This is a genomic window from Streptomyces sp. NPDC017225 (assembly GCF_044331465.1).
GTDB lineage: Bacteria > Actinomycetota > Actinomycetes > Streptomycetales > Streptomycetaceae > Streptomyces.
Genome location: NZ_JBIRNE010000017.1, coordinates 116,629 through 137,601, shown reverse-complemented (window position 1 = coordinate 137,601; position 20,973 = coordinate 116,629). Strand labels below are relative to the sequence as shown.

Sequence of the window (20,973 nt, the reverse complement as noted above, 5' to 3'; positions counted from 1 at the left end):
ACCGGTGCCGTTCAGCGGCGGACGTCGCCCGGAGCCAGAAGACTGGTCAGCTCGGCGATCGCCTCGGGTGACGGCTTGAAGTGGCGGCGGACGTTCTGACGAACCAAGCTCCCGCAGATGACAGGGCGTTATCCGTGGAACAACCTCAGACCGGCCCCGCGACCGACACCCCGCCAGCCGCCCACCAGGGAAGACGAGGGCTTAGCTTGTTCTTTATGGTCGCTGTGACCGACCGCGACAGCTCGCGGGGTGAGTGTGCATCGCTGCCCCAGTTGCTGCGCCTGTGTGGCTTTGTGCTCGGCATCCGCCGTTGTGGGTCCTACCGGTCGGTCACGTGGTTCGAAGGCGGCATCCCGGTCTTCGTTGGTAGCGGAGGTGGGTGGGCACGCTCGTACTGGTCGTGCCAAGCAGCGATCGTGAAACACAGTGCAAGGGCTGCCACGAGCAGTTGGACCGCACCTGCGAACGGATGTGCCGAGTACAGGAAGATCACGGCGATCACGAGCACGCCCAATGTGAACCCGCCGAGCCAGAGGATCGGAACCCAGTCCATCGGGGGCGCCGCGGTTTGCTCGTCCGCACGGCCCCATCCACGGATGACCGACGTCAGTCCCAGCAGAAAGGCGACCGGGATTTCGATGAGCAGGACGATCAAGCTTATGCAGCCACCCGCGAACCCGTCGCTTCGCGAGTCTGAAGGCTTTCCAGGCCGGCAGTCGTTCCCCGGCAAGCGCGGTATACGCGAACTCGGCTCGAAGGGCATGGTCACACGCTCGTACGCCATGCCGTGCGCTGCATCACGGTTCACCAGGCCGAGACCGAGTCGTGGCCGAGCTGAGCACCCCGCAAGCCTCCACCTGCCCTCGAACTGCAAAGTGAACGCACTCGCTCGTACGAGGGTTCCGGGGACGTGAACGGGCCTTGACCCGGGATCTTGGACACGGGCTATGCGGCTTGGGCCAGGGTAGTTGGTGTTGTATCGGGGGCTGTCTCGTAAGCGATGGGACTGCGTTGTCCGAGGCGGGAGTGACGGCGTCGGGTGTTGTAGCGGGTGAGCCAGCGGAACGCACCGAGGCGGGCCTCGCGCTCGCTGGGCCAGTGCTTGCGGCCCTGGAGCGTCTCGCGTTTGAAGGTCGCGTTGAAGGACTCGGCGAGCGCGTTGTCCGCCGAGCTGCCGATCGCGCTCATGGACTGACGGACGCCGGACTGGCGGCAGGCGTCGGCGAAGGCCCGGCTGGTGTATTGGGCCCCGTGGTCGGTGTGCAGGACTGCCCCGGCGAGGCTGCCGCGGGTCCGTTCGGCGGCCGCCAGGGCGTCGGTGACAAGGCCGGTGCGCATGTGGTCCGCGATCGACCAGCCGGCCAGGCGGCGTGAGGCGAGGTCGATGACGGTCGCCAGGTAGAGGAACGTGCCGCCCTCCAGCGGGAGGTAGGTGATGTCGCCGGCGTACTTCCTGTTCGGCTCACTTGCCGTGAAGTCGCGGCCGACGAGGTCCGGTGCCTTCGTCGCGGCCGGGTCCGCAACAGTGGTGTGATGTCTGCAGCGCACGCCCGCCAGACCGGCAGCCCGCATCACCCGCGCGATCCGCTTGTGGTTGACACGCTCTCCCGCCTCACGAAGCTCGGCGGTGGGGCCTTGGCCCAACGGCAGCCGACAATGCCTCCCACCCTCGACAAAGCCCAGCTCAAAGTCCGACAGGAACGGCGTTTCCACTTCTGCCGCGGCAGGACGGGAAACAGGACGTGCACGGGGTGGTCGATGGACCAGCGGGTGACGACGGTGTCGGGGCGGGTGGTGGCCATGACGTGGAAGACATCAGCCTGCTCGAGTTCGTATCGCCAGCCCTTGCTGAAGCCGTAGGCGGCGTCCGCCGTCACCCACCGGAACGGGACCTTGTCGGCGATGGCCCGGCGGACCATCGCCTTGGCCATGGCCACCTTCGTCTCGAAAGCGACGCTGCCGTCGATGCCGGCCCGGCGGCAGTGTTCCCGCTCGTCCGTCCAAGAGGTGGGCAGGTAGAGCCGCCGGTCGATCAGAGTGCGTCCGCGGCTCGTGGCGTATGCGAGGAAGACGCCGATCTGGCAGTTCTCGGTGCGTCCGGCGGTCCCGGAGTACTGCCTTTGCACGCCGGCCGAGCGGATGCCCTTCTTCAGGAATCCGGTGTCGTCGACGATCAGGACGGCATCTGGGTCTCCAAGGTGTTCGACGACGTAGTCGCGTACGTCGCCCAGGACCTCGTCGGCGTCCCACTCGATGCGGTTCAGCAACCGCTGGATGCGATCGGGCCCCGCGTGCCCGGCCTCCTCCGCAAGGGTCCAGCCGTTCTTTCGCTCCAGCGGAGCAACCAGCCCCCGCATATAGGCAAGCGCAGACTGACGCGGCTCCTCCCGGTTGAACCGGTGCACGAACCGCTCATGCACCGCCTCGAGTTCACCCGCCCACAACCTGACATCAGCAAGGTCCCCACCCATGACCCCACCAACGACCAACCTGGCCAGCAGTCACGGCAAGCACCGTCGCAGTACTAGAGATGCACGAAGCCAGCAGGGAGCAGAGATAGTCGGCCAGGACTCTATCGCTGGAGGGATCGAGCAGCTCCCGCAGGTCCGGCTCCACCCCCTGGGCACGGCGGTACTGGGGAGCACTGATGCGGCCGATACCGGCCTCGCGCGCTTCGGCAAGCAGCGATCGGAGGATGCTGTAGCCCTCGTCGTACGGCTTGCCGAAGAGCACACCCGGCGCCCTCCTTCGCGGCGCGCGCCGGGCAGCAGGCCGCGCTCCTCCCAGTAGCGCAGCACCGAGGCATGTACGTGAACTCTGGCCGCGAGCTCGCCGATCGCCAGGTACCGCATGCCTCCCCCTCCCCTTCCTGCTCCGGCCTTGACTTCGAGCGGGCTTGCAGGACGACGGCCACAGCCGCCGGGGCCTGCCGTCCCGCCCGCACCGCTTGGAGGGTACGGACCCAGGCGTGCGTCACTTTGGCTTGACGGCGTGCAGGACGTGCAGGCCGCGCGGGCCCACGGCGTGGTGACGGACCTCGAGACCGGACGCCGTGCACTGGTCGGTCAGCCACTGGGGTGCCAGGCGCAATTTGGGATAGCTGCTCGCTGTGAGGTTCCAGGCTCCGTCCTGCCGGGTGTGCAGAAGATCGTGGACCTGGACCGTGTCGTCGTCGACGTACTCGAGGAAGCACGTGAGGATCCGGTCAGCGGTGCTACGGACCGGGATGAAGCGGTCCGCGCCGGTCAGTTGGCCGGTCAGGTCTCGGTAGGTGGCAACGAAGCTCCCACCGGATCGCATTGCCCGGGCAGTGTCGGTGAGCAGGTTCTGTACGTCGCTCTGGCTGGGCAGGTGGGGAAGGGTGTCGCCCATGCACACGACGGCTGTGAGCGATCCCGGAGTGCTGAGGCGGGGCAGGATGCCCCGGATATCGCCGTGCACCGGGCGGACAGCCTGGGTGAGTCCGGCCCGGCGGGCGTTCCCGGTGAGTTCGTCGAGAAGGTGCTTGCTGGTGTCGACGGCCGTTACGGACGTGAATCCGAGCCGGGCCAGGGCCAGGCTCTGCGTACCGGGACCGCAGCCGAGGTCGACCGCGGCCGCTTCCGCTTCCGGACGTGTGGCCAGCCCGAGGCCACCCAGGAGTTCACCTTGCGCTGCTGCCGCGCTTTCCACGTCTCCTCCGAGCAGCCAGGTGTAGTGCTCGGCCAGCAGCCGGTCGTAATGGTCGGTGGCGGTGGTCATGGTGATCTCCTTTGTGGTTGGGTTGAGGTGGCCCGGCCTGTCGGTCGCGGACTCGCCCGTATGCACCCAAGAGCGAGCGGCGAGGTACACGTTGCCCAGCGCGGACTCCAGTGCGTTGCCGAGGGCGCCCGGTACGTGGGCGTCGTCTCCACGTACCGCCGGCGTCCGTATAGCGTCCTCACTCGGCGATGGCGACGGTGCGGCGGCGATAGTAGGCGATCGCAAGAATGAGGGTGATGGGTCCCCAGGCGGCGAGGGGGGTAACACACACCGTCGCCAACATCTCCCAGGCGGCATTGCTGTATTCGGCAGTGTCGATGATGCCGTAGAAGGCAAGCTCGCGACCCTCGCCGATCGGAACAGTAGTGAACAGAAGCGTGAGTATCAGACCGCCGAGGGCAGCGGGGCCGAATGCCGCCACCGGCCGAACGCGTTTCCCGCCGATGATCGGGATCCAGCCGGGCGCCACCTCCCCCCAGCCCCGGACCAGCCCGATGGTCAGGAACGCGATCCCTTCCGACAACGCGCTGAGCCCGAGGATGTACGGGACGCCCACCCAATACCCCGGCATGCCTGCCTCTTGAACCTGCCCCATGTCGAAGTGCAGAGCGAAGGGCAGCCGCCACAGGCACGACGGCAGCAGCAGTAGCGGAAGCGCATAGGCCAGGCGCATCGCCCAACGAGGAACGGGCCGCTCGGTGTCACTGACGGGCGGGGGCCGGTGAAGGAGCTTCAGGGGCATGCCTTCATCCTCATCAGGCAGGCGCGACGAGACGTCAGCCACGTGGGCAGAACTGTTACGCCGTGGGAAGGAGGCAGCGTCACTAGCACGGCGTAGCAGTTCGAAGGACATCTACTCCTGGGGTCTCACCCCGTGATGCCGTGCCTAACTCCAGCCGCAGGGAGCGATCTTGCAGCACGATCCACACGGCCTCGGTCCGAGCCAGGGCAACCGGTCTGACGAGCCATCACTCATCCGGCCCCCGCCCCTGGGGCCCAGGTTCTGTAGCAACAAGGAGAGACCGGGCCCAGGTAGAGGCCTACGTCCTGAGCGTCACCGGCGAGCCAGTTCAGAAGTCCATTTGTGTCATGTGTTGTTTCTCCGGCGTCTGCTCCTCCCGCGCCAACCACGAGGCACGGCTGCGCAGGTTCCCGCACCTGGCCGCCTCTGCCCTGCGGCTGGAGTACGCGGCGATGGCACTCAATGAGAACTCCAGCCTGTCCGCGAAGACATCCCTGTACCGGAATCTCACCGAGGACGAGCGCAACCAGGCCGTGCTGGAGGCGTTCGAGGCATCGCTGGACCAGGCCGAGTTCGCCGTCTACGAGGTGCGCCGGGTCTATCTCGCCGGGCGCACCCCCGAGTGCCGGATGCTGCATGGCCGCAGCTGCCGCTCCCCGCGATGGTGGTGCCGGCATGAGCGCACCCCCTTGGGCACCGATGGAGTTTGCAAGCGCCTGGGCCGCAAGAATCTTCCGGCGACCGTAGCCGACACGCTGCCCCCGCCGCTCAACAGCGGTCGGAAGACCCGGATCTGGGACGCCGAACAGCTCGATGCGCACCTGGCCGGCCTTGGAATTCCCGAGCTCCCCCAGACGGAGTCACCCGACGGCCTGGTCGGCCAGGCCGAGTCCAGGCTCCTGCTGCAGAACGACATCAAAGAGACGACCTGGGCCGCCTACATCGCGAAGGGCTTCGCCCCCAAGCTCGACGGGGACTGTAAAACGATCGGTGTAACTCCTGATCAAGGAAGATGCATCGATGACCAGCGACAACGTGACCGAGGCCGAGTCCGTCAAGGCCGCTGAGCCGCAGCCGGCGAAGAAGGCGGACGACCAGCTCATCGACGAGTTGGTCGGCCGCGCTCAGGCCGAGGGTCTGCAGCTGACCGGCGAGGGTGGGCTGCTCCAGCAGCTGACCAAGCGGCTCCTGGAGTCCGCCCTGGAGGGCGAGATCACCGACCACCTCGGCTATGACAAGCACGACCCGGCGGGGAAGAACGGCGGCAACAGCCGCAACGGAACCCGTGGCAAGACCGTGCTGACCGATGTCGGCCCGGTGGAGATCGTCGTGCCCCGTGACCGCGAGGGCTCCTTCGAGCCGAAGATCGTCAAGAAGCGGCAGAAGCGTCTGTCGGGCGTCGGCGAGATGGTCATCTCTTCTGCCGCGAAGGGGTTGACGACCGGCGAGGTGCAGGCTCACCTGTCCGAGGTCTATGGCGCCGACGTGTCGCGCCAGACGATCTCCACGATCACCGACAAGGTCCTCGAGGGCATGGCCGAGTGGCAGAACCGGCCCCTGGACGCCGTCTATCCAGTGATCTTCATCGACGCGATCCACGTGAAGATCCGCGACGGCGCGGTGGCGAACCGGCCCGTCTACGTTGCCCTGGCCGTCACGGTCGAGGGCCGACGGGACATTCTGGGTTTGTGGGCCGGCGACGGTGGCGAGGGTGCCAGGCACTGGATGCACATCCTGACCGAGATCAAGAACCGCGGCGTGAACGACGTCCTCATGCTGGTCTGCGACGGGCTGAAGGGGCTTGCCGACGCGGTGGAGACCGTCTGGCCGAGGACAATCGTGCAGACCTGCGTGGTGCACCTGCTGCGGAGCTCCTTCCGCTATGCCGCCCGCCAGGGCTGGGACAAGATCGCCCGCCTCCTCAAGCCCGTCTACACGGCTCCGAGGGAGGAGGTCGCCCTGGAGCGGTTCGCGGAGTTCGCCGACGCGTGGGGCAAAAAGTACCCGGCGATCGTCCGGCTCTGGGAGAACGCCTGGGAGGAGTTCACTCCGTTCCGCCGGTTCGACACCGAGATCCGCCGCATCGTCTGCACGACGAACGCCATCGAGTCGGTGAACGCCCGGATTCGGCGGGCAGTCAAGGCCCGCGGGCACTTCCCGAACGAGCAGGCCGCCTTGAAGTGCGTCCCCGACCGGACGCCGAGCTGACCACCATGGCACGGGAGCCCAGGACGCACGGGAACGTGGCGCGTCAGGTGGAGCGCTTCACCGAGTTCGCGGGTGACCAGTTCCTGGACACCATGGCCCTGTTCGCGGCGCTGTCGACCCGTCTGCGGACGGTCGGCGGGGACTTCGCGGAGATCGAGGACGAGACCGCCCGCCGTTTCCTGGAGGCCGTGCTCGACGGCCGTTACGTCTCGCCGGGAACGCGATGAGCGACGGACTTGGCTACCGTAAGGACGTCGAGTTCCTGGAGAACTGCAACCCGCCGCTGGTGGAGCGCAACGCGGACGAATTCCACCGTATCCAGGCGCTCCTGAAGGCTGTCGCTCCTGCGGCGGAGCGGGCGGAGAAGCACACCGAGTGGCGCAGCGAGGGCAGCGCGCACTACACGGCCAGGCTCACTGAGGGCCGCCGTCTGGTCGACGAGCTCGACGAAGCCTACGGGCACGCGGCGGGCGCGCTGCGTCGCTACGCGGAGGCGCTGACGCTGGCGAAGGCGTACTACTCCAGTGGCCTGGTCAACGAGCAGGCGCTCGCGGAACTGATCGACACCAAGGGCACCGCGATCACCCGCACGGCTCAGGAGGCCGAGCCGATGCGGCAGTGGGAGGACATGCGCGACACCACCGGCGTCCTGGACTTCTTCGCGGAGCTGACCATGGACGTCGACGACATCCGGGACGAGGCCAACCGGCTGCACGACGCGGCGGGCGGTGACTTCCACCTGGCGTGGACCACCGAGAAGGAGGCCCGTGCCCTCTGCGTCCACGAGCTCAAGCAGGCGTACGACCTGGTGCCGGACTTCCAGGTGTTCCTCACCGAGCGGGTGGACGTCGCCGCCGCCATGCCCGACCTCCGGCGCGAGGCGGCCGAGGCGAGCAGTAATCCGGTGACCCGGTTGCCGGGCAGCGGCCCCAAGCAGGACTACTACCCGAGGGCCGGGGACAAGCCGGTCTCCCCGACGCTCCAGAACATCCGCATGCAGCTCGCCTCACTGCCGGGCGCGACGGACAACTACTGGATTCCGCCTTCCGGCGACCAGGAGAAGAGCGAGTGGATCCGGGCCAACAAGGACGTCATCAGGGCCGCCGCGCAGAACTCCGGACTGCCGCCGTCGATGGTGGCGGGCATCGCCTGGAAGGAGATCGCCGACCAGCCCGGCCCGCTCGACGACATCACCGACACCATCCGGGAACAGGCGGACTCCCCGTTGAGTCCCGTCGCGCCGGAGAACCTGCCGTCACGACTGGGCGGCGACCCCGACGAGACGTCCTTCGGGCCGATCGCCATCCAGGTACGGCGTGGTGCCGAGGTGCTCGGCTACGACCCGGAGAACCTCACCGACCAACAGCGAGCCACGGTGGAGGAATCCCTTCAGGACCCGGGACAGAACATCTTCATCGCCGCCGAGTACCTGGCCCAGCTCAAGGCGGAGAGCGACTTCGCCGACGTACCCCCGGAGGAGATGACGGTGGAAGAGCAACAGGAGCTTGCCGCGCGGTACAACGGGGGACCGTACTGGGAGAACGACCAGGCGCAACGTTATGGCCGCGACTTCGCCCATCATCTGGACCAGGCAAGGAACGCGATCCGCTGATGCAGTCCTCGAACCCCTCGCGCACCAGCGGCAGGCAGGAGACCGGTCACTCCCGTCACCCGGTGGATGACCGCCCGCACCACCCCGATGACGACCGCCGTCTGCTCCGCGTGATCCTCGCCGTCCCGGTGGTGCTGCTGACCCTGGCGGCTGCCTTCTTCCTCTGGCTGGCCGTCAGCACCCGTCCGGACGGCGACTGGGACCAGGCGGCGTACGGCGGAATCGAGCTGGCCTGTGCCCTGTGAGTCGTCCTGGCGGGCGCGGTGGGAGCGCTGTGGCTGGCGCCCTCGGTACGGCGGGTGATGCGGTGGCCGTGGGCGGTACCGGCTGTGGTGCTGGGGGTGGTTGCGGTGGTGCGGTGGGTGTCCAGCGGGGCGTGAGTCCCGGTCGGTTCAAACGCTCACGCCATGACACCGGCCGGCTCACTCTCGGCGACCAGAAGTCAGTGGCCGCGTTCACCGCAATGCTCACCGACCGAGCACATCCAGCCCCGTGGACCGGTCGTCACGGCTACATCACCGTACGAGTCGGTGAGTGGAGGGTCTGGAGCACGGCCGCCTTGCCGGAAGACCGGCAGCGAGACGCCGACCACCGCTCGCCCCACCGCCCGGCGTTCATCCACCCCGGCAACGAAACAACCCCTGCGGAGAGGCGCGCGGGCTCTGTTGAACCTGTAGGCCTACAGCCGCGACCGTGCGTTCGGCGCCGCTGCCGTCCGCGCGTGCTTCGGCCACTTGCCGCGTGTACGGGGCGAGCAGGCCCTGCTGTGCGGCGCGAGGGGTGCCGGCCAACCGAAGCGATCCGGCTGCGACCCGAAGGCCGCCTCGGTCCTCTCCTTGACGTCCTCGTTCTCGTTCTCGCATGGCCGAGGAATGGGAGTGGGAACCCGGCCCCGTCCGCTCCCGCCCGGACCGGGACGCCGCTCTGTCGGACGCCCGAACCCTGCTCGACCGGTACGGGCCCACCGCGCGCTACTGGACCAACGCGACGGCAGCCGCCTCCGGCCCGGCCCCGGACTTCCTCGCAGTGGGCCTTCAGGGCACCGAATTCCGCAACTTCCTCACCACCGAGTACCTCAACGGCCTCGACCTCTTCGAGGACCTGGGCCTGATCGCGGTGTCCGACGACGAGGTGGGCGTCTTCTGGTCGATCGGGGCGTGCTGACCACGTTCGGAGAAGGCCCCTGGCGACCATCCATCGCCGCCGTTCGAGGCGGGTCGTGCCCTGGCCGACCGCCTCACGGGTCGGCCCTTCCAGGCTCACTGTGCCCTGCGGTCTCAGTTGCTCCACCGGGCAGGTGGCGGTCCCGGTGTACGTCTCCGGTCTCTGCCGTGTTCGACACCCTCTTCCTGTGTCGCTGCACCACCCGGTCGCCGGTCGCCGCTCACCGGCTGCCGAGCACGCCCCACTGCAGCGGCGCGCTCGCTACAGCGGCGGTCCAGTTACAGCGGCGGGTCCAGCTCGGCGGCGATCCGCCGCGTCTCCGCCTCGGCCGGGTGCGTCGCCGAGGCGGTGGTGTCGGCGGAGGTGGCCAGGTACAGCTCCCATTCCTCGTCGGCTCCCGGATCTGGCGGCGGAGGCGGGGGAGGCTCCTGGTGGCCGCCGACACAGGCGGGGAGTCTCATGTGCGGCCTGAAGGCGTGGAGTGTGTTGATCCGCTCCGCCTCGGCGAGCTCGCGCCCCGGCGTCTTCTCGCTCTCGTAGGTGCGCAGCCAGCCCAGGTGGAGGGCGGTGAGCATCTCCCGCGCCCAGCGGTGCCGGTACCAGCAGGGCGGGATGTCGTAGTGCAGCTCGGCGGTGTGGCGCAGCCACTGGACCCCGGTGCGCAGTTCACGCAGCCGGTCCTGCCGTTCGGACGGTGGCATGGCCGACCACACCCAGCGGCGCGGCGGCGCTTCGCAGGCCACGGCGCTACAACCGCCGCCTGCAACGCATCTTCTATATCTCCGCGTTGTTCAGCATCCGCCATTGCGATGAGTCCCGTCGGTTTTACGAACGCAAGCGAGCCGAAGGCAAGCGCCACGTCCAAGCCGTCCTCGCCTTGGCCCGCCGCCGCGTCAACGTCCTCTGGGCCCTCCTCCGCGACGGACGAACCTACGAACCTCTGCCACCCACCGCTCTCGCGGCTTGACAGACCGCTTGAGGAATCAGGGATACATCGCCGTCCCTGCCGCTGTCGTCCTGTGCCCCGCGCCGGGACGACCCGACCGTCCGGTTCCGCGTCCACAGCCGCATCGCTGCGGCAAAAGGACGTGAGTCATAGCCAGAACATGGCATCGCGCATGGGTGTTCAGCGCATCCTCGGTCGAAGCCAGAGCCCCCCCCCGCTCCGACAGCCCGACCCCAGGCCGGGCTGGGAAACGCGGCCCCTCAGACGTCGGCCTTGCCCGGGATGCCGTTGGGCCGTCCCCGGAGTTCCTCATTGATGCGCTGGGCCTCTTCGAGCTGGTCTTCCAGGATGATGATGCGGCAGGCGGCTTCGACGGAGGTGCCCTGGTCGACGAGTTCCCGGGCGCGGGCTGCGATACGCAACTGGTAGCGGGAGTAGCGGCGGTGGCCGCCTTCGGAGCGCAGTGGCGTGATCAGCCGGGCTTCGCCCAGGGCCCGCAGGAAGGCGGGTGTGGTGCCGAGCATCTCGGCTGCCCGCCCCATGGTGTAGGCGGGGTAGTCGTCGTCGTCAATTCGGTTGAGCGGGGTATCTGGGGTCATCTGCACCTCTGATCGGGGAACGCGTCGAGGGGCCTTGGTGCCGTACGGCACCAAGGCCCCGAGGGATTTGCAACACCATCTGCCGGCTTACTGGACTGCCGGCCTTCTGTTTCCGCACCGTCCCCCGTCGGGGGGCGGGCAGGTGAGGGATCGCGGATGCGTGACCGTGGGACCACCTTCCGTTCCGGGGCCTGCGGTACCCGGGTGAACCGTTCTCGCCCGGGCGATCCTGATGGCGTCCTCCTCCTTCTCTCTTTCACCTCTTGCCACTGCTGGTCCTGCTCAGTACTGGCAGCCCTGATCAAGCCGCCCGGCCCAGCAGTCAGCGGGGGGACCCTGGGAACCTCTGGCCCTACCACTCCACTGCCGTGCCGCAACCACTGTTCTGCATGCGGGCAGTTCGTCCCTGCCGCGCCTCACTGACGTCCTGGCTACAGGAAAACAGTAACCCCAACGACGGCCACATGTCTACATCCGCTACTGCAGCTTTCCGTCCGAACGGGTGACCAGATTTCTGTATCCACGCGATCCGTCCAGGGAGCCGGGGGTGTCTCACTGCCTTCCGAGCTCGGCAAAGGCCCACCGTCGGATCATGGAGTTGCATTGCGTGTCTTTCCTGTCAGATTGCTCTCTGGCGTGCGGTATTGGACGGTCGTCGATGACGGCTACGAGGTCGTGTTCATCGCTGATCAGTGGCTGAGGTTCTTGCGGTTCGGCGGAAGCCGGTCCGAGCTGACGACGAAGGCGTACGCGGCGGCATAGCGCTGTACCTGCGGTGGTGCCGCTCAACCGGGCGCGATTGGTCCGTCGCTGCACGGGACTTGAGCCTGTTCATGGTCTGGCTGAAGTACACGCCGTCCTCGCTGGATGGTGATCCGGCGCCGGTGGTGCTGGGGCCGGGCGCCAACCCGGCTCGCAAAAAGCGGAGGGTCAACGACATCCTGACGGCGGTGCGGGGGCTGCTGTCGTACGCGGTGTCGGTCGGTGAGGCGCCGAGGTCGGTGCTCGGGCAGATCTACGAGCTGGCGGACAGCCGGGACCTGCCGGTGGAGGCCCAGGGCGAGGACTCCGGCCTGACCTACCGGCTGCGGGCTGTCCACCGGAGCCAGGAGCCGGAGGCCGAGGTGGACCGGGCCACCGACGAAGAGCTGGTGGCGATGTTCCTGGGGTGCCGCAACGCCCGTGACCGGCTGATCGTGCTGCTGCTCGGCAGGGTCGGGCTGCGCCGCGGCCAGGCGGCCGGTCTACACCGCAGTGACTGTCACCTGCTTCCCGACTCACGGGCCCTGGGCTGCGACTACAGCGGTGCCCACCTCCACGTCCGGCGGCGGGACAACAGCAACCGGGCCTGGTCGAAGTCGAGGCAGGCATGGACACAGCCGTTGGACTTCTTGGTGGTCCAGGCTTTCGACCAGTACGTCGATGAGCGCCACGAAGTACTCGGGGCGGGCGGCAGCGATTTCCTGCTGGTGAACCTGTTCCGTGAGCCGCTGGGGGCGCCGATGCCGCCGGACGCGCTGGGCGAGTTGTTCGAGCGGCTGAGCCAGCGGGCCGGGCTGTCGCGGAGGGTCGGCCCCCACATGGCCCGCCGGGCTTTTGGCAGCAACGTCGCGGACGCCGGCGGGTCGGCGGACGAGGTGCAGGCCCTGCTCGGCCAGACACACCCGGAGTCGCCCAGGCCCTACCTGATCCCCGACCGGGCCCGATTGCGCGAGGCGATCGAGCGTGTCCCTTCCCCGCGGTCCCCGCACGGGACGGTGGAGAAGTGATCGGGGCACCTCTGCCGCTGGCCCATGAGTTGCAGGACCTGCGGACCCAGGTCATCATCGACGCCCTGGACGCCGAGTTCCTGAGCCTGGTGAGCTGGGACCGGGAGTCGCGTGTCGTGCGCTACCCCAAGGTCCACCCGGTGCTGGGCATGCCGGACTGCGAGATCCCCGGTTGCACGAAGGGCACCCCGCTCGGCGAACCGGTCTGTGTCGGCTGCATCGGCCGCTGGCGGCGGTCCGGCCTGTCCTTCGAGGACTTCGCCGCGGTCCCGAGGGAGAGTTCCTGTCACCGCTCCGACGGGCAGGTCCTCTGTCGTGTCCCGGGCTGTCAGCGGCCGCCCCGGCTGGTCACTCATGGTCTTTGCACCACTCACCAGGCACGCTGGCACAGCTCGTCCGAGCTGACCGTGGAGGACTTCCTGCGGAACTCACCGCAGCAGGGGCTGCCCGGGTTCGGACCCTGTCAGGTCGCCGCCTGCTACCGGCTGCGCGGCTCGGAACGGACCCGCTACTGCGAGGTCCACCGAGGCCGCCTCAACCGCGAACGGCGGTTGGGGACCTTCGACGGAGACGAGGAACGGTGGCGCCTGACGTCGTCGTCGGTGCCGGTTAACCGCGAAGTCAGCCTGCGCGGGCTGCCTGACCGGCTGGTCGCGGAGCTCCTCTACTGCCTTCAGGTCCGCACCGCCAGGGAGGCGAAGACCAAGGATCACCGGATGCGGCACATCAGCGATCAGCTGCGTCTGCTCCAGGTCCCGAGCCTGGAGACGCTGGGAGAGGACGACCTGATCCGCGCAGGGATGGTCGACGACCTGCGGATGATCATCCGTGGTGCACAGACCGCGCTGCGCAGGCTGGGGGCGACTGCGGAGACCGAGCGGCTCAAGGACGTCTGGGACCTGTTCGTCTTCGGCCACCAGGGCACCCTCACGTTCAGCCGGACCCACCAGCGGCCTCTGCAGGAAGCGGTCAAGGTCTGGGCCTATGACGAACTTCCTCGGCGTCGCGGCCGGCATGTCGCCAGTTCCATGCAGAACATGATCCGCGGCATGGAGCAGCTCTCGGACAGCCTGCGGCTGCAGCGAGACGACGAAGGGCATGAGCTTCGGCTTCTCAGCCGCACGGACATGGTCGGCTTCTGCAACCGTGTCGCGTTCATGGAGGACATCCCCGACGAGCCCGAGGACACCGAAGCGGGACGGGACCTGCCGGACGAGGTGATGCGGGAACTCTGTGACAACTTCGATCTGCTGGAGAAGATGAGCAACCGCGAGTACCGCGTCGCGGCCGAGCTGCTTGTCGACACCGGCCGGCGGCCGGACGAGGTCAGCACACTGGCGCTGGAATGCCTGGGCAAGGACCCGGACGGAACCCTGGTCCTGATCTATGACAACTCCAAGAACTACCGGCTGGGCCGTCGTCTGCCGATCGCGAAGGCGACCGCCGCCGTGATCACGGAACAGCAGGAGCGGGTGCGTGAACGCTTCCCCGGCACTCCGGCCGACAAGCTCAAGCTGCTGCCGAGCCCGGTGGCCAACGCCGCAGGGACGAAGCCGATCGGTTCGATCGACGACGCCCACCGGGCCTGGGTCAACGCTCTGCCCGACATCATGATTCCGGTCGTCGTCGAGGTCGAGGGGCAGCTGGTGACGAAGCTGCTGCCGTTCGACAAGTCCAAGATCTTTCCCTACGCCTACCGGCACTCCTTCGTTCAGCGGCACGCGGACGCCAATGTCGACCCTGACGTGCTCATGGATTTGATGGACCATCGTGAACTCTCCACAACTCAGGGTTATTACAACCCTCGGAAATTGCATCAGACGGGCGAGAAACCGCAGGTTGCCTGGTCGCGGCGAGAAGCGGAACGAGTTCGTAGGGTCTATGGACTGGCTTCCTGAGCAGGCATGTTGCCGAGCTGATCCCTTCTGATGCATGATCTGCCCTCCAGAAGGGAGGGTCTGGAGTGGTGCATCAGCGCAAGGTGGCCCTGGCCGGGGCGGCTCAACTGGAACTCGTCTCCGGGGTGGTCCAGCTGCGTCCCGAGGACGCGATGTTCGACGCGATGCTGCGGGGCTGGCGTGCTCAGCAGAAGTCGCGGGGGCTGAAGGACGACACGATCGACCCGAGGGAACGGCTGATCCGCCGGTTTCTGGACTTCACGAACGAGTACCCGTGGCGATGGACGCCCGCCCACCTGGACGAGTGGTCAGCGTCGTTGACGAGCGAGAAGCACTTGGCGCCGTCCACGGTCCGCAGCTACCAGGGCATCGTCCGACTGTTCACCGAGCTCCTTATCGACGCCCGCTACGGCTGGGCCCCGGCCTGCGAGGAAGCCTTCGGCACCTTCCCGATGGCGATCTGCCACGAGTGGAATACTCTCCCTCACCTGCAGGATTACGAAGGGTACCCCGAGGCCAGGCCCTTCACGCGGGAAGAGCTGCAGCTCTTTCTCGACTACGCCGACGATCAGGTCGAACGAGCGGTACGGGCGAAACGCAAGGGTGCCCTGGCGGCCTACCGCGACGCCACCCTCTTCAAGGTGATCTACGGGTGGGGACTTCGCCGGACCGAGACGTCCAAGCTCGATGTGGTCGACTTCGGACGCAACCCACAGGCCCGCCAGTTCGGCCGCTACGGCACGCTCAACGTCCGCTACGGCAAGGCGAAGAAGGGCCAGCCACCGCGACGGCGGAACGTGCTTTCGGTGATGGACTGGGCCGTCGAGGCGGTCGCCGACTACGTCGAGCACGTCCGCCCCCGCTTCGGATTCCCCGATCACCCCGCTCTGTGGATCACCGAACGCGGTGGCCGCCTGCAGCCCGGCTCGATCAACGACCGGTTCGAGGCATACCGGGACGCTCTCGGGCTGACGAAAGAGCTGACCCCGCACAGTCTTCGGCACTCGTACGTCACGCACCTGACCGAGGACGGGGTGGACCGGCGCTTCATCCAGCAGCAGGTCGGCCACGAGTGCGACAGTTCCCTGGCCATCTACACGCACGTCAGCGACGACTTCATGAACACTTCCCTGCACAAGGCACTGGCCCCGGCGTTCGCCGGGGCCTGACAGGAGGGATCCGGCGATGGCCGCCAAGCTCGACTACCACTGGCACCTGCGCAAGGTCATGGCCGATCGCGGGATGTTCTCCACCACCGACCTTCTCCCGCCGCTCGCCCAACGCGGCATCACGCTGTCCACAAGCCAGGTCTACCGGCTCGTCGTCGAGCGACCAGAGCGACTGAGCCTAAAAATCCTCATGGCCCTGCTCGACATCCTCGACTGCACCATGGACGACCTCATCGAGCCCATCGCGGCAGCCGGCACCGCGAAGAAGCCGAAGAAGGCAGCCGCCGCCGGCTCGGCGCCCGAGTCGGAGGGGCTCGGCGGACTGCGTCCGAAGCGGGCTCGGATCAGAGGAGTTGACCGGCCTTGACCACGGCTGACCAACTTGATCGCGCCGTCACGGACCCGATCGGCCTGATCACAGACCTCGTCACCGATGTCGAGAACGAACTCGGCGCCGAGAGAACCCGAGCCGTGGTCACCGCGGTCGCGGGCGGCCGAGCGAAGTCCCGCCAGCTGGCCAAGGCTTTGGCGATGCGGTCCGCCGTCCTGACCGACGGCCGGTCCCCAGCGCCCCGGGCAATCGGCGATCTGCTCATCGAGCTCCGCAAGGCCGGCGCCTCGGCGATCGCGGCACCGGTCTGCGCGGAGTGCGGCAAGCAGCTGCGAACCATCCAGCGCAAGGGTCAGGACTGGTATTGCTCGGTCTGCGGGCAGGAGACCGCTGAGTGCACCACCTGCGGAAACGTCCGACGCGTCAGCTTCCGGGACCGCAAGGGCCTACCCCGCTGCAAGATGTGTCCCGACAACGATGACCGCGATCCCGTGACGGTCGTCCACGAACTGATCACCGCGATCGCCCCGGGCGCTGACCGCGACGTGATCGCCGAAGCCCTTCGCCGCACGGCACCCAACCGTCCCACATACCGGCAGAGACTGGTCTGGGCCCTGGAGGAGAACCCTCGTCTGCTGACAGGGGAGGGCTTTCTGGCGCCGCATCGCGCCATCCTGCGGTTCATCGACCTGCTGGTCGAGGCCGGCGTCGCCGGGATCGTCCGGCCCACATGCCCGCGTTGCCACCGAGTGGTCCGCATCGACAAGCCGCTCGACGGGCAGCGGGTCTGCCGCAACTGCATCGCCAAGTCCCGATTCGAAGAATGCGTACGCTGCGGTGCCCGGCGAGAGCCGGCCACCCGCGACGCCGACGGGCGACCACTGTGTCCGAGCTGCCTGGTCAAGGACCCTGCAAACCTGGAGACCTGCATCGTCTGCGGCGAGTCACGCATGGTCAGCAACCGCACCGCAGACGGGCCGATCTGCCCTAACTGCCGTCCCCTGCCCATCCTGCTTTGCTCGATCTGCGGCCGCACCGCACCCTGCATGCTCTCGAAGCTCACCGGCCTGCCCCGCTGCGGCGGCTGTGACAGGCGCCAAGCTCACTGCACCGTCTGTGGACGAATGCGCGGCATTCACTCCGGCACCGCCGACGCCCCCGTCTGCGGCCCCTGCACCACGCCGGACGCCGAGCTCTGGCGCCCCTGTCCCACCTGCGGCCAAGCCGAACGGCTGCACGCGCCGGGACCGTGCCCCCGCTGCACCCTCAAGCAGCGGCTCCACGAACTCCTCGTCGATGGCACAGGCTCCATAAACCCGGAGCTCCAGTCCCTTCACGAGGCCCTGGCCGACACCGATCGAGCTGGCACCGCGATGCGCTGGCTCTCCAAGGGCATCGTCTCCACCGTCCTGTCCGATCTCGGCTCCGGCCGCCGGCCGCTCACCCATGAGGCCGTGGACGAGCTTCCCGAAGGGAAGGTCGTCGAGCACATCCGCAGCGTTCTTGTCGCCACCGGAACCTTGCCCCCGCGGGACGAGCAGATGGTCCGTCTCGAACGGCACGTGAAGAACCTCATCGCCTCCCACGCGACGGCTGAGGGACGGAAAATCCTGCACCGGTATGCGACTTGGCATCTCCTGCGTCGGCTTCGCCGACGCAGTGGCGGCAAGGAAATCACCCACTACCAGCTCGCCAGCGCACGGCAACATCTGCGGGCGGCCGTCCATCTCCTGGACTGGCTCGAGGAACAGAACCTGACCCTTGCCCGTTGCCGCCAGGCCGACCTCGAACGCTGGATGACCAGCGACGAAGGCCGCCACCGCCGGGAAGCAGGACACTTTGTGCGCTGGGCCCTTGCCCAGAAGATCGCCCGTGACCTCAGCTTCCCAGCCGTCAGGTGGAACGGCCCCTCCCAGGCGATGGACGACGAGGCCCGCTGGGACACCGCCCGTCGCCTGCTGCACGACGCCGCCATCAGGCCCGAAGACCGCCTCGCCGGCTTGCTGTTGCTTCTCTATGCCCAGTGGCCTGCGGCGATCTCCCGGCTCACCGTCGACCACATCGAGGAGACTGACGGGACCGTTCGCATCCGCCTTGGCGCTGTCCCGGTCGAGCTTCCCGCACCCGTCGCTGACCTTGCCCGACAGCAGGTCGCGATTCGTCGCAGCCACGCTGTCCTCGGCCGACGAGAATCGCCTTGGCTCTTCCCCGGGGGCCAGCCTGGCCGGCCGATCAGCGCCTGGGCCATGGGCGAACGGCTCCGCAAGCTCGGCATCCGGCTGGCGGAAGCCCGCTCGACCGCACTGTTCCAGCTCGCCACCGAACTGCCAGCTGCGGTCCTCGCCCGCACCCTCGGCATCGACATCACCGTCGCCGTCAAATGGCAGCGAGCCGCTGCCGGAGACTGGGGCGCCTACGCAGCCGAGGTCAGCCGCCGCTCAGGCACACTCACCGACGCACCCACTCACGACACAGAACAGGGCACCCGATGACCACCCCGGACCTCTCGGTCGACTGGCTCACCACCTGGCAACGCGAGATCACCACCATGCTTGAGCAGGCACTTGCCCGCTTCGAGACCGTCCACGGTTTCCCACCGGGCGACAACGGCGTTCTCGCGGCCGACGACCGAAGCCGGGCCGCGGCCTCGCGGCTGAATGACACCGTCGGCCTCCCAGCCGCCCTGGGCATCTTCTACTGCTCAATCGCAGAGCTGCAGCTGCCAGACATCGACCACGGATACTTCATCCACCCGCCCGACCTGGTGCTCGACCACCTCACCGAATACGGACCCGTTCGCCTCACCGACCATCGCACTGGCATCGTTTTCGGCAGCGACGGCGGAGGACACCTCTTCGCTCTCGACCAGAGCGGGCAGGTCCACCGATCCACTACGGCGTCATGGATCGACGACTTCGAGCCGGCAGCCCCATCCCTGCCGCAGTTCCTTGAACAGCTGCACCGAGCCACCGCTGGCTTCGCGGACGACACCAAGCGCCATTCGGTTGCCGATCACGGCTGACCGATCCCGCTGATGGGCGCCGTCCACGAGGCATTCCGAGAGTTCCAATACCCAAGTGCACCATTACGGGTCAGCCAGGAGCGACGCCGTGAGGCGGTCGACCGGGTCACCGCCTTGCGGTTTGACCGCCGCGGCACCCGTGTCTGGCGCAAAGCACAAGGACTTCTGGACTCCGAGCATGTACGGCGGGCCATCGGCGAAGTCGCCACGGCCTACGGCATCTGCCTGGAACCCCACAACGTCGCGGCCGGCGGCCAGAGCTGCCCGCTCCGCTTCCGCTGCATCGGCTGCGACCACTTCCGCACCGATGTCTCCTACCTTCCGGACCTGGAGCGATACCTCTCTGATCTTCTCCGCAGCCGGGAACGGCTGATGTCGGCCTTCGAGGCCGACGACTGGGCCCGCAGCGAGGCGATGCCCTCCGAGGAGGAGATCAGCCGGGTCCGCCGTCTGATCAACCGGGTCAAGGCAGACCTGGACGACCTTTCCGACGAAGAACGTGCCCAGATCGAAGAAGCCGTCGCCGTGGTTCGCCGCGGCCGCTCAGTGATGCTGGGCATGCCCCGCGTCGGCCAGCCGCTTCCTGACGTCAGGCCTTGGAGGCTGCCGTGATCCCCGCCATGCGCGACGGCCGCCAGGCCGACCCCGAGCGGCGCCGCCAGCGGGTCGCCACCGCAGTGAAGAACGCCGCCAGGAACGGCACGCCCATCAGCGTCTCAGCGATCGCCCGGCAGGCCGGAGTCGATCGCAGCTTCCTCTACCGACACCGCGACCTCTTGGAGATCGTGCACGCGGCCGAGCTCGAACCTGCGGCTCAAGACCCGGCAGGCACTTCACCGGTGAGCCGGGCCTCGCTTCAGGCCGACCTCGCGAACGCCCAGGCTCGCAACGCTCGCCTGACCGCCCGCGTTCAGCAATTGGAGAAGCGGCTCTCGCAGGCGCTGGGAACTCAGGCATGGCAGGAGTCAGGGCTCGGAGCCCCAGCGGACATCGACGAGCTCCAGCGGAGGATCACGAGGCTGGAGCAGCACAACGTCGAACTGACCTCCGCGTTGGAGGAGCCCCGGTCCGATCTCGATGCCGCGAGGGAGGCCAACCGAGACCTGACCAGAGCCCTGAACCAACGCAGCTGAATCACGCAGGGGCGTCGACGTCCTGATCGATGAGGGTCGCGTTGGACACCAGGGCGCAGGCGGTGTCAGCGAAGTACTGCTCGTCGGCACCGGGGGCGAGGCCCAGGATGACTCCCTGCGTGAGACCGACGAACAGTGCCCTGAGCCCGGTAACCAGACGTTGTGCCTGGTGCGACGTCACGGTTTTCCCGTTGTGCGATCTGCCGGTGAACAACGCGATCAGGTGGCTCTCCTGCGTTTGCGCGGACGCGGCGAGCTGGGAACCGAGTTCGGCGTCGTGCAGGGCCATGTCCAGCAGGGTGATCTGCAACGACAGGGCAGAGATCGCGGCCGGGGCATCGCAGCTGCGCCGGTAGTACCGGGCGAAGGCTTCAACCGCTTCCAGGAGATCCATTTCTGCGGGGATCACTCGTTCGATCTCTTCATAGTGCGGCCGCAGGTAGTCGGTGACCAAGGCTGCCACCAGGCCGCCCTTGCTGCCGAACAGTGAGTAGACAGCGCCAGTCGTCAGGCCTGCCCGCTCTGCGATCTCGTCGAGCCTGGCGCGGTGCCCATCCCGGGAGACGACTTGGAAGGCAGCATCCAGCAGGGCGCGGCGGTTGCGTTCCTTGGTTTCTGCTCTCGTCATTCTCATAATCC

20 protein-coding genes and 6 pseudogenes are annotated in these 20,973 nt (G+C 67.7%); 15 read left to right on the top strand and 11 right to left on the bottom strand.

Going from position 1 to position 20,973, the window contains the following annotated elements; genetic code table 11:
- Positions 1-11: 11 nt before the first annotated feature.
- The 8 genes and pseudogenes from ACH4NX_RS29970 to ACH4NX_RS29935 all read right to left on the bottom strand — a co-directional run.
- A pseudogene (locus ACH4NX_RS29970) lies at positions 12-98 on the bottom strand (site-specific integrase); the annotation flags it as partial.
- 221 nt (positions 99-319) lie between these two features.
- A complete protein-coding gene (locus ACH4NX_RS29965) occupies positions 320-655 on the bottom strand; it encodes a DUF6234 family protein (RefSeq protein WP_398129184.1) in 336 nt (111 codons plus the stop codon).
- A gap of 290 nt (positions 656-945) precedes the next feature.
- Positions 946-1,629, bottom strand: a pseudogene (locus tag ACH4NX_RS29960) (IS3 family transposase); the annotation flags it as partial.
- 65 nt (positions 1,630-1,694) lie between these two features.
- Positions 1,695-2,471: pseudogene (locus tag ACH4NX_RS29955) on the bottom strand (IS701 family transposase); the annotation flags it as partial.
- Positions 2,452-2,733 carry a hypothetical protein gene (locus ACH4NX_RS29950; protein WP_398129204.1) on the bottom strand — a complete coding sequence of 94 codons (282 nt, stop codon included), beginning with the start codon at positions 2,731-2,733 and terminating at the stop codon, positions 2,452-2,454. The pseudogene ACH4NX_RS29955 and the gene ACH4NX_RS29950, both read right to left, overlap by 20 nt.
- 14 nt (positions 2,734-2,747) lie before the next feature.
- A pseudogene (locus ACH4NX_RS29945) lies at positions 2,748-2,852 on the bottom strand (MerR family DNA-binding transcriptional regulator); the annotation flags it as partial.
- Between the two features lie 121 nt (positions 2,853-2,973).
- A complete protein-coding gene (locus tag ACH4NX_RS29940; protein WP_398129183.1) occupies positions 2,974-3,741 on the bottom strand; it encodes a class I SAM-dependent methyltransferase in 768 nt (255 codons plus the stop codon).
- Positions 3,742-3,919: 178 nt separating this feature from the next.
- The gene (locus ACH4NX_RS29935; RefSeq protein WP_398129203.1) at positions 3,920-4,483 is read right to left on the bottom strand and encodes a hypothetical protein; all 564 of its coding nucleotides are present in this window, start codon (positions 4,481-4,483) and stop codon (positions 3,920-3,922) included.
- Positions 4,484-4,935: 452 nt separating this feature from the next.
- On the opposite strand from ACH4NX_RS29935, the gene ACH4NX_RS29930 reads away from it, so the two are divergent.
- From ACH4NX_RS29930 to ACH4NX_RS29905, 6 genes and pseudogenes are all read left to right on the top strand, one after another.
- Positions 4,936-5,550, top strand: coding sequence for a hypothetical protein (locus ACH4NX_RS29930; protein ID WP_398129182.1), 615 nt, complete (start codon positions 4,936-4,938; stop codon positions 5,548-5,550).
- A pseudogene (locus tag ACH4NX_RS29925) lies at positions 5,504-6,670 on the top strand (IS256 family transposase); the annotation flags it as partial. The gene ACH4NX_RS29930 and the pseudogene ACH4NX_RS29925, both read left to right, overlap by 47 nt.
- Before the next feature lie 56 nt (positions 6,671-6,726).
- Positions 6,727-6,918, top strand: a complete 192-nt coding sequence (locus ACH4NX_RS29920; RefSeq protein WP_351401740.1) for a hypothetical protein — start codon at positions 6,727-6,729, stop codon at positions 6,916-6,918.
- Positions 6,915-8,303 carry a hypothetical protein gene (locus ACH4NX_RS29915; RefSeq protein ID WP_398129181.1) on the top strand — a complete coding sequence of 463 codons (1,389 nt, stop codon included), beginning with the start codon at positions 6,915-6,917 and terminating at the stop codon, positions 8,301-8,303. The genes ACH4NX_RS29920 and ACH4NX_RS29915 overlap by 4 nt, the downstream gene beginning before the upstream one ends.
- Positions 8,303-8,548, top strand: coding sequence for a hypothetical protein (locus tag ACH4NX_RS29910; protein WP_398129180.1), 246 nt, complete (start codon positions 8,303-8,305; stop codon positions 8,546-8,548). The genes ACH4NX_RS29915 and ACH4NX_RS29910 overlap by 1 nt, the downstream gene beginning before the upstream one ends.
- A 616-nt stretch (positions 8,549-9,164) precedes the next feature.
- The gene (locus ACH4NX_RS29905; protein ID WP_398129179.1) at positions 9,165-9,467 is read left to right on the top strand and encodes a hypothetical protein; all 303 of its coding nucleotides are present in this window, start codon (positions 9,165-9,167) and stop codon (positions 9,465-9,467) included.
- A 278-nt stretch (positions 9,468-9,745) separates the two neighbouring features.
- Here ACH4NX_RS29905 and ACH4NX_RS29900 read toward each other — a convergent pair whose 3' ends face one another.
- Positions 9,746-10,168 carry a hypothetical protein gene (locus ACH4NX_RS29900; protein ID WP_398129178.1) on the bottom strand — a complete coding sequence of 141 codons (423 nt, stop codon included), beginning with the start codon at positions 10,166-10,168 and terminating at the stop codon, positions 9,746-9,748.
- A 29-nt stretch (positions 10,169-10,197) separates the two neighbouring features.
- Here ACH4NX_RS29900 and ACH4NX_RS29895 point away from each other — a divergent pair.
- Positions 10,198-10,434: pseudogene (locus tag ACH4NX_RS29895) on the top strand (IS110 family transposase); the annotation flags it as partial.
- 239 nt (positions 10,435-10,673) lie between these two features.
- Here ACH4NX_RS29895 and ACH4NX_RS29890 read toward each other — a convergent pair.
- A complete protein-coding gene (locus ACH4NX_RS29890; RefSeq protein WP_398129177.1) occupies positions 10,674-11,012 on the bottom strand; it encodes a MerR family transcriptional regulator in 339 nt (112 codons plus the stop codon).
- Positions 11,013-11,845: 833 nt separating this feature from the next.
- Here ACH4NX_RS29890 and ACH4NX_RS29885 point away from each other — a divergent pair.
- From ACH4NX_RS29885 to ACH4NX_RS29850, 8 genes are all read left to right on the top strand, one after another.
- A complete protein-coding gene (locus ACH4NX_RS29885; RefSeq protein WP_398129176.1) occupies positions 11,846-12,781 on the top strand; it encodes a tyrosine-type recombinase/integrase in 936 nt (311 codons plus the stop codon).
- Positions 12,778-14,679, top strand: coding sequence for a hypothetical protein (locus ACH4NX_RS29880; RefSeq protein WP_398129175.1), 1,902 nt, complete (start codon positions 12,778-12,780; stop codon positions 14,677-14,679). Before ACH4NX_RS29885 ends, ACH4NX_RS29880 begins: the two co-directional genes overlap by 4 nt.
- A gap of 65 nt (positions 14,680-14,744) precedes the next feature.
- Positions 14,745-15,848, top strand: a complete 1,104-nt coding sequence (locus ACH4NX_RS29875) for a tyrosine-type recombinase/integrase (protein WP_398129174.1) — start codon at positions 14,745-14,747, stop codon at positions 15,846-15,848.
- A gap of 16 nt (positions 15,849-15,864) precedes the next feature.
- Positions 15,865-16,215: a helix-turn-helix domain-containing protein gene (locus ACH4NX_RS29870; protein ID WP_398129173.1), complete on the top strand. Its 351-nt coding sequence runs from the start codon at positions 15,865-15,867 to the stop codon at positions 16,213-16,215.
- Positions 16,212-18,671, top strand: coding sequence for a site-specific integrase (locus ACH4NX_RS29865; RefSeq protein ID WP_398129172.1), 2,460 nt, complete (start codon positions 16,212-16,214; stop codon positions 18,669-18,671). Before ACH4NX_RS29870 ends, ACH4NX_RS29865 begins: the two co-directional genes overlap by 4 nt.
- Complete coding sequence (locus tag ACH4NX_RS29860) at positions 18,668-19,201, top strand: hypothetical protein (protein ID WP_398129171.1); 534 nt, start codon at positions 18,668-18,670, stop codon at positions 19,199-19,201. The genes ACH4NX_RS29865 and ACH4NX_RS29860 overlap by 4 nt, the downstream gene beginning before the upstream one ends.
- Positions 19,202-19,213: 12 nt before the next feature.
- Complete coding sequence (locus ACH4NX_RS29855) at positions 19,214-19,813, top strand: hypothetical protein (RefSeq protein WP_398129170.1); 600 nt, start codon at positions 19,214-19,216, stop codon at positions 19,811-19,813.
- Positions 19,810-20,334: a DUF6262 family protein gene (locus ACH4NX_RS29850; RefSeq protein ID WP_351401723.1), complete on the top strand. Its 525-nt coding sequence runs from the start codon at positions 19,810-19,812 to the stop codon at positions 20,332-20,334. The genes ACH4NX_RS29855 and ACH4NX_RS29850 overlap by 4 nt, the downstream gene beginning before the upstream one ends.
- 1 nt (position 20,335) lies before the next feature.
- Here ACH4NX_RS29850 and ACH4NX_RS29845 read toward each other — a convergent pair whose 3' ends face one another.
- Positions 20,336-20,962: a TetR/AcrR family transcriptional regulator gene (locus tag ACH4NX_RS29845; protein WP_398129169.1), complete on the bottom strand. Its 627-nt coding sequence runs from the start codon at positions 20,960-20,962 to the stop codon at positions 20,336-20,338.
- Positions 20,963-20,973: the final 11 nt, after the last annotated feature.

Coding starts and splice junctions, on each gene's coding strand:
- ACH4NX_RS29870 (WP_398129173.1), top strand. CDS start 15,865: ATGGCCGCCAAGCTCGACTACCACTGGCACCTGCGCAAGGTCATGGCC.
- ACH4NX_RS29860 (WP_398129171.1), top strand. CDS start 18,668: ATGACCACCCCGGACCTCTCGGTCGACTGGCTCACCACCTGGCAACGC.
- ACH4NX_RS29900 (WP_398129178.1), bottom strand. CDS start 10,168: ATGCCACCGTCCGAACGGCAGGACCGGCTGCGTGAACTGCGCACCGGG.
- ACH4NX_RS29930 (WP_398129182.1), top strand. CDS start 4,936: ATGGCACTCAATGAGAACTCCAGCCTGTCCGCGAAGACATCCCTGTAC.
- ACH4NX_RS29855 (WP_398129170.1), top strand. CDS start 19,214: ATGGGCGCCGTCCACGAGGCATTCCGAGAGTTCCAATACCCAAGTGCA.
- ACH4NX_RS29915 (WP_398129181.1), top strand. CDS start 6,915: ATGAGCGACGGACTTGGCTACCGTAAGGACGTCGAGTTCCTGGAGAAC.
- ACH4NX_RS29905 (WP_398129179.1), top strand. CDS start 9,165: ATGGCCGAGGAATGGGAGTGGGAACCCGGCCCCGTCCGCTCCCGCCCG.
- ACH4NX_RS29845 (WP_398129169.1), bottom strand. CDS start 20,962: ATGACGAGAGCAGAAACCAAGGAACGCAACCGCCGCGCCCTGCTGGAT.
- ACH4NX_RS29885 (WP_398129176.1), top strand. CDS start 11,846: ATGGTCTGGCTGAAGTACACGCCGTCCTCGCTGGATGGTGATCCGGCG.
- ACH4NX_RS29940 (WP_398129183.1), bottom strand. CDS start 3,741: ATGACCACCGCCACCGACCATTACGACCGGCTGCTGGCCGAGCACTAC.
- ACH4NX_RS29910 (WP_398129180.1), top strand. CDS start 8,303: ATGCAGTCCTCGAACCCCTCGCGCACCAGCGGCAGGCAGGAGACCGGT.
- ACH4NX_RS29890 (WP_398129177.1), bottom strand. CDS start 11,012: ATGACCCCAGATACCCCGCTCAACCGAATTGACGACGACGACTACCCC.
- ACH4NX_RS29935 (WP_398129203.1), bottom strand. CDS start 4,483: ATGCCCCTGAAGCTCCTTCACCGGCCCCCGCCCGTCAGTGACACCGAG.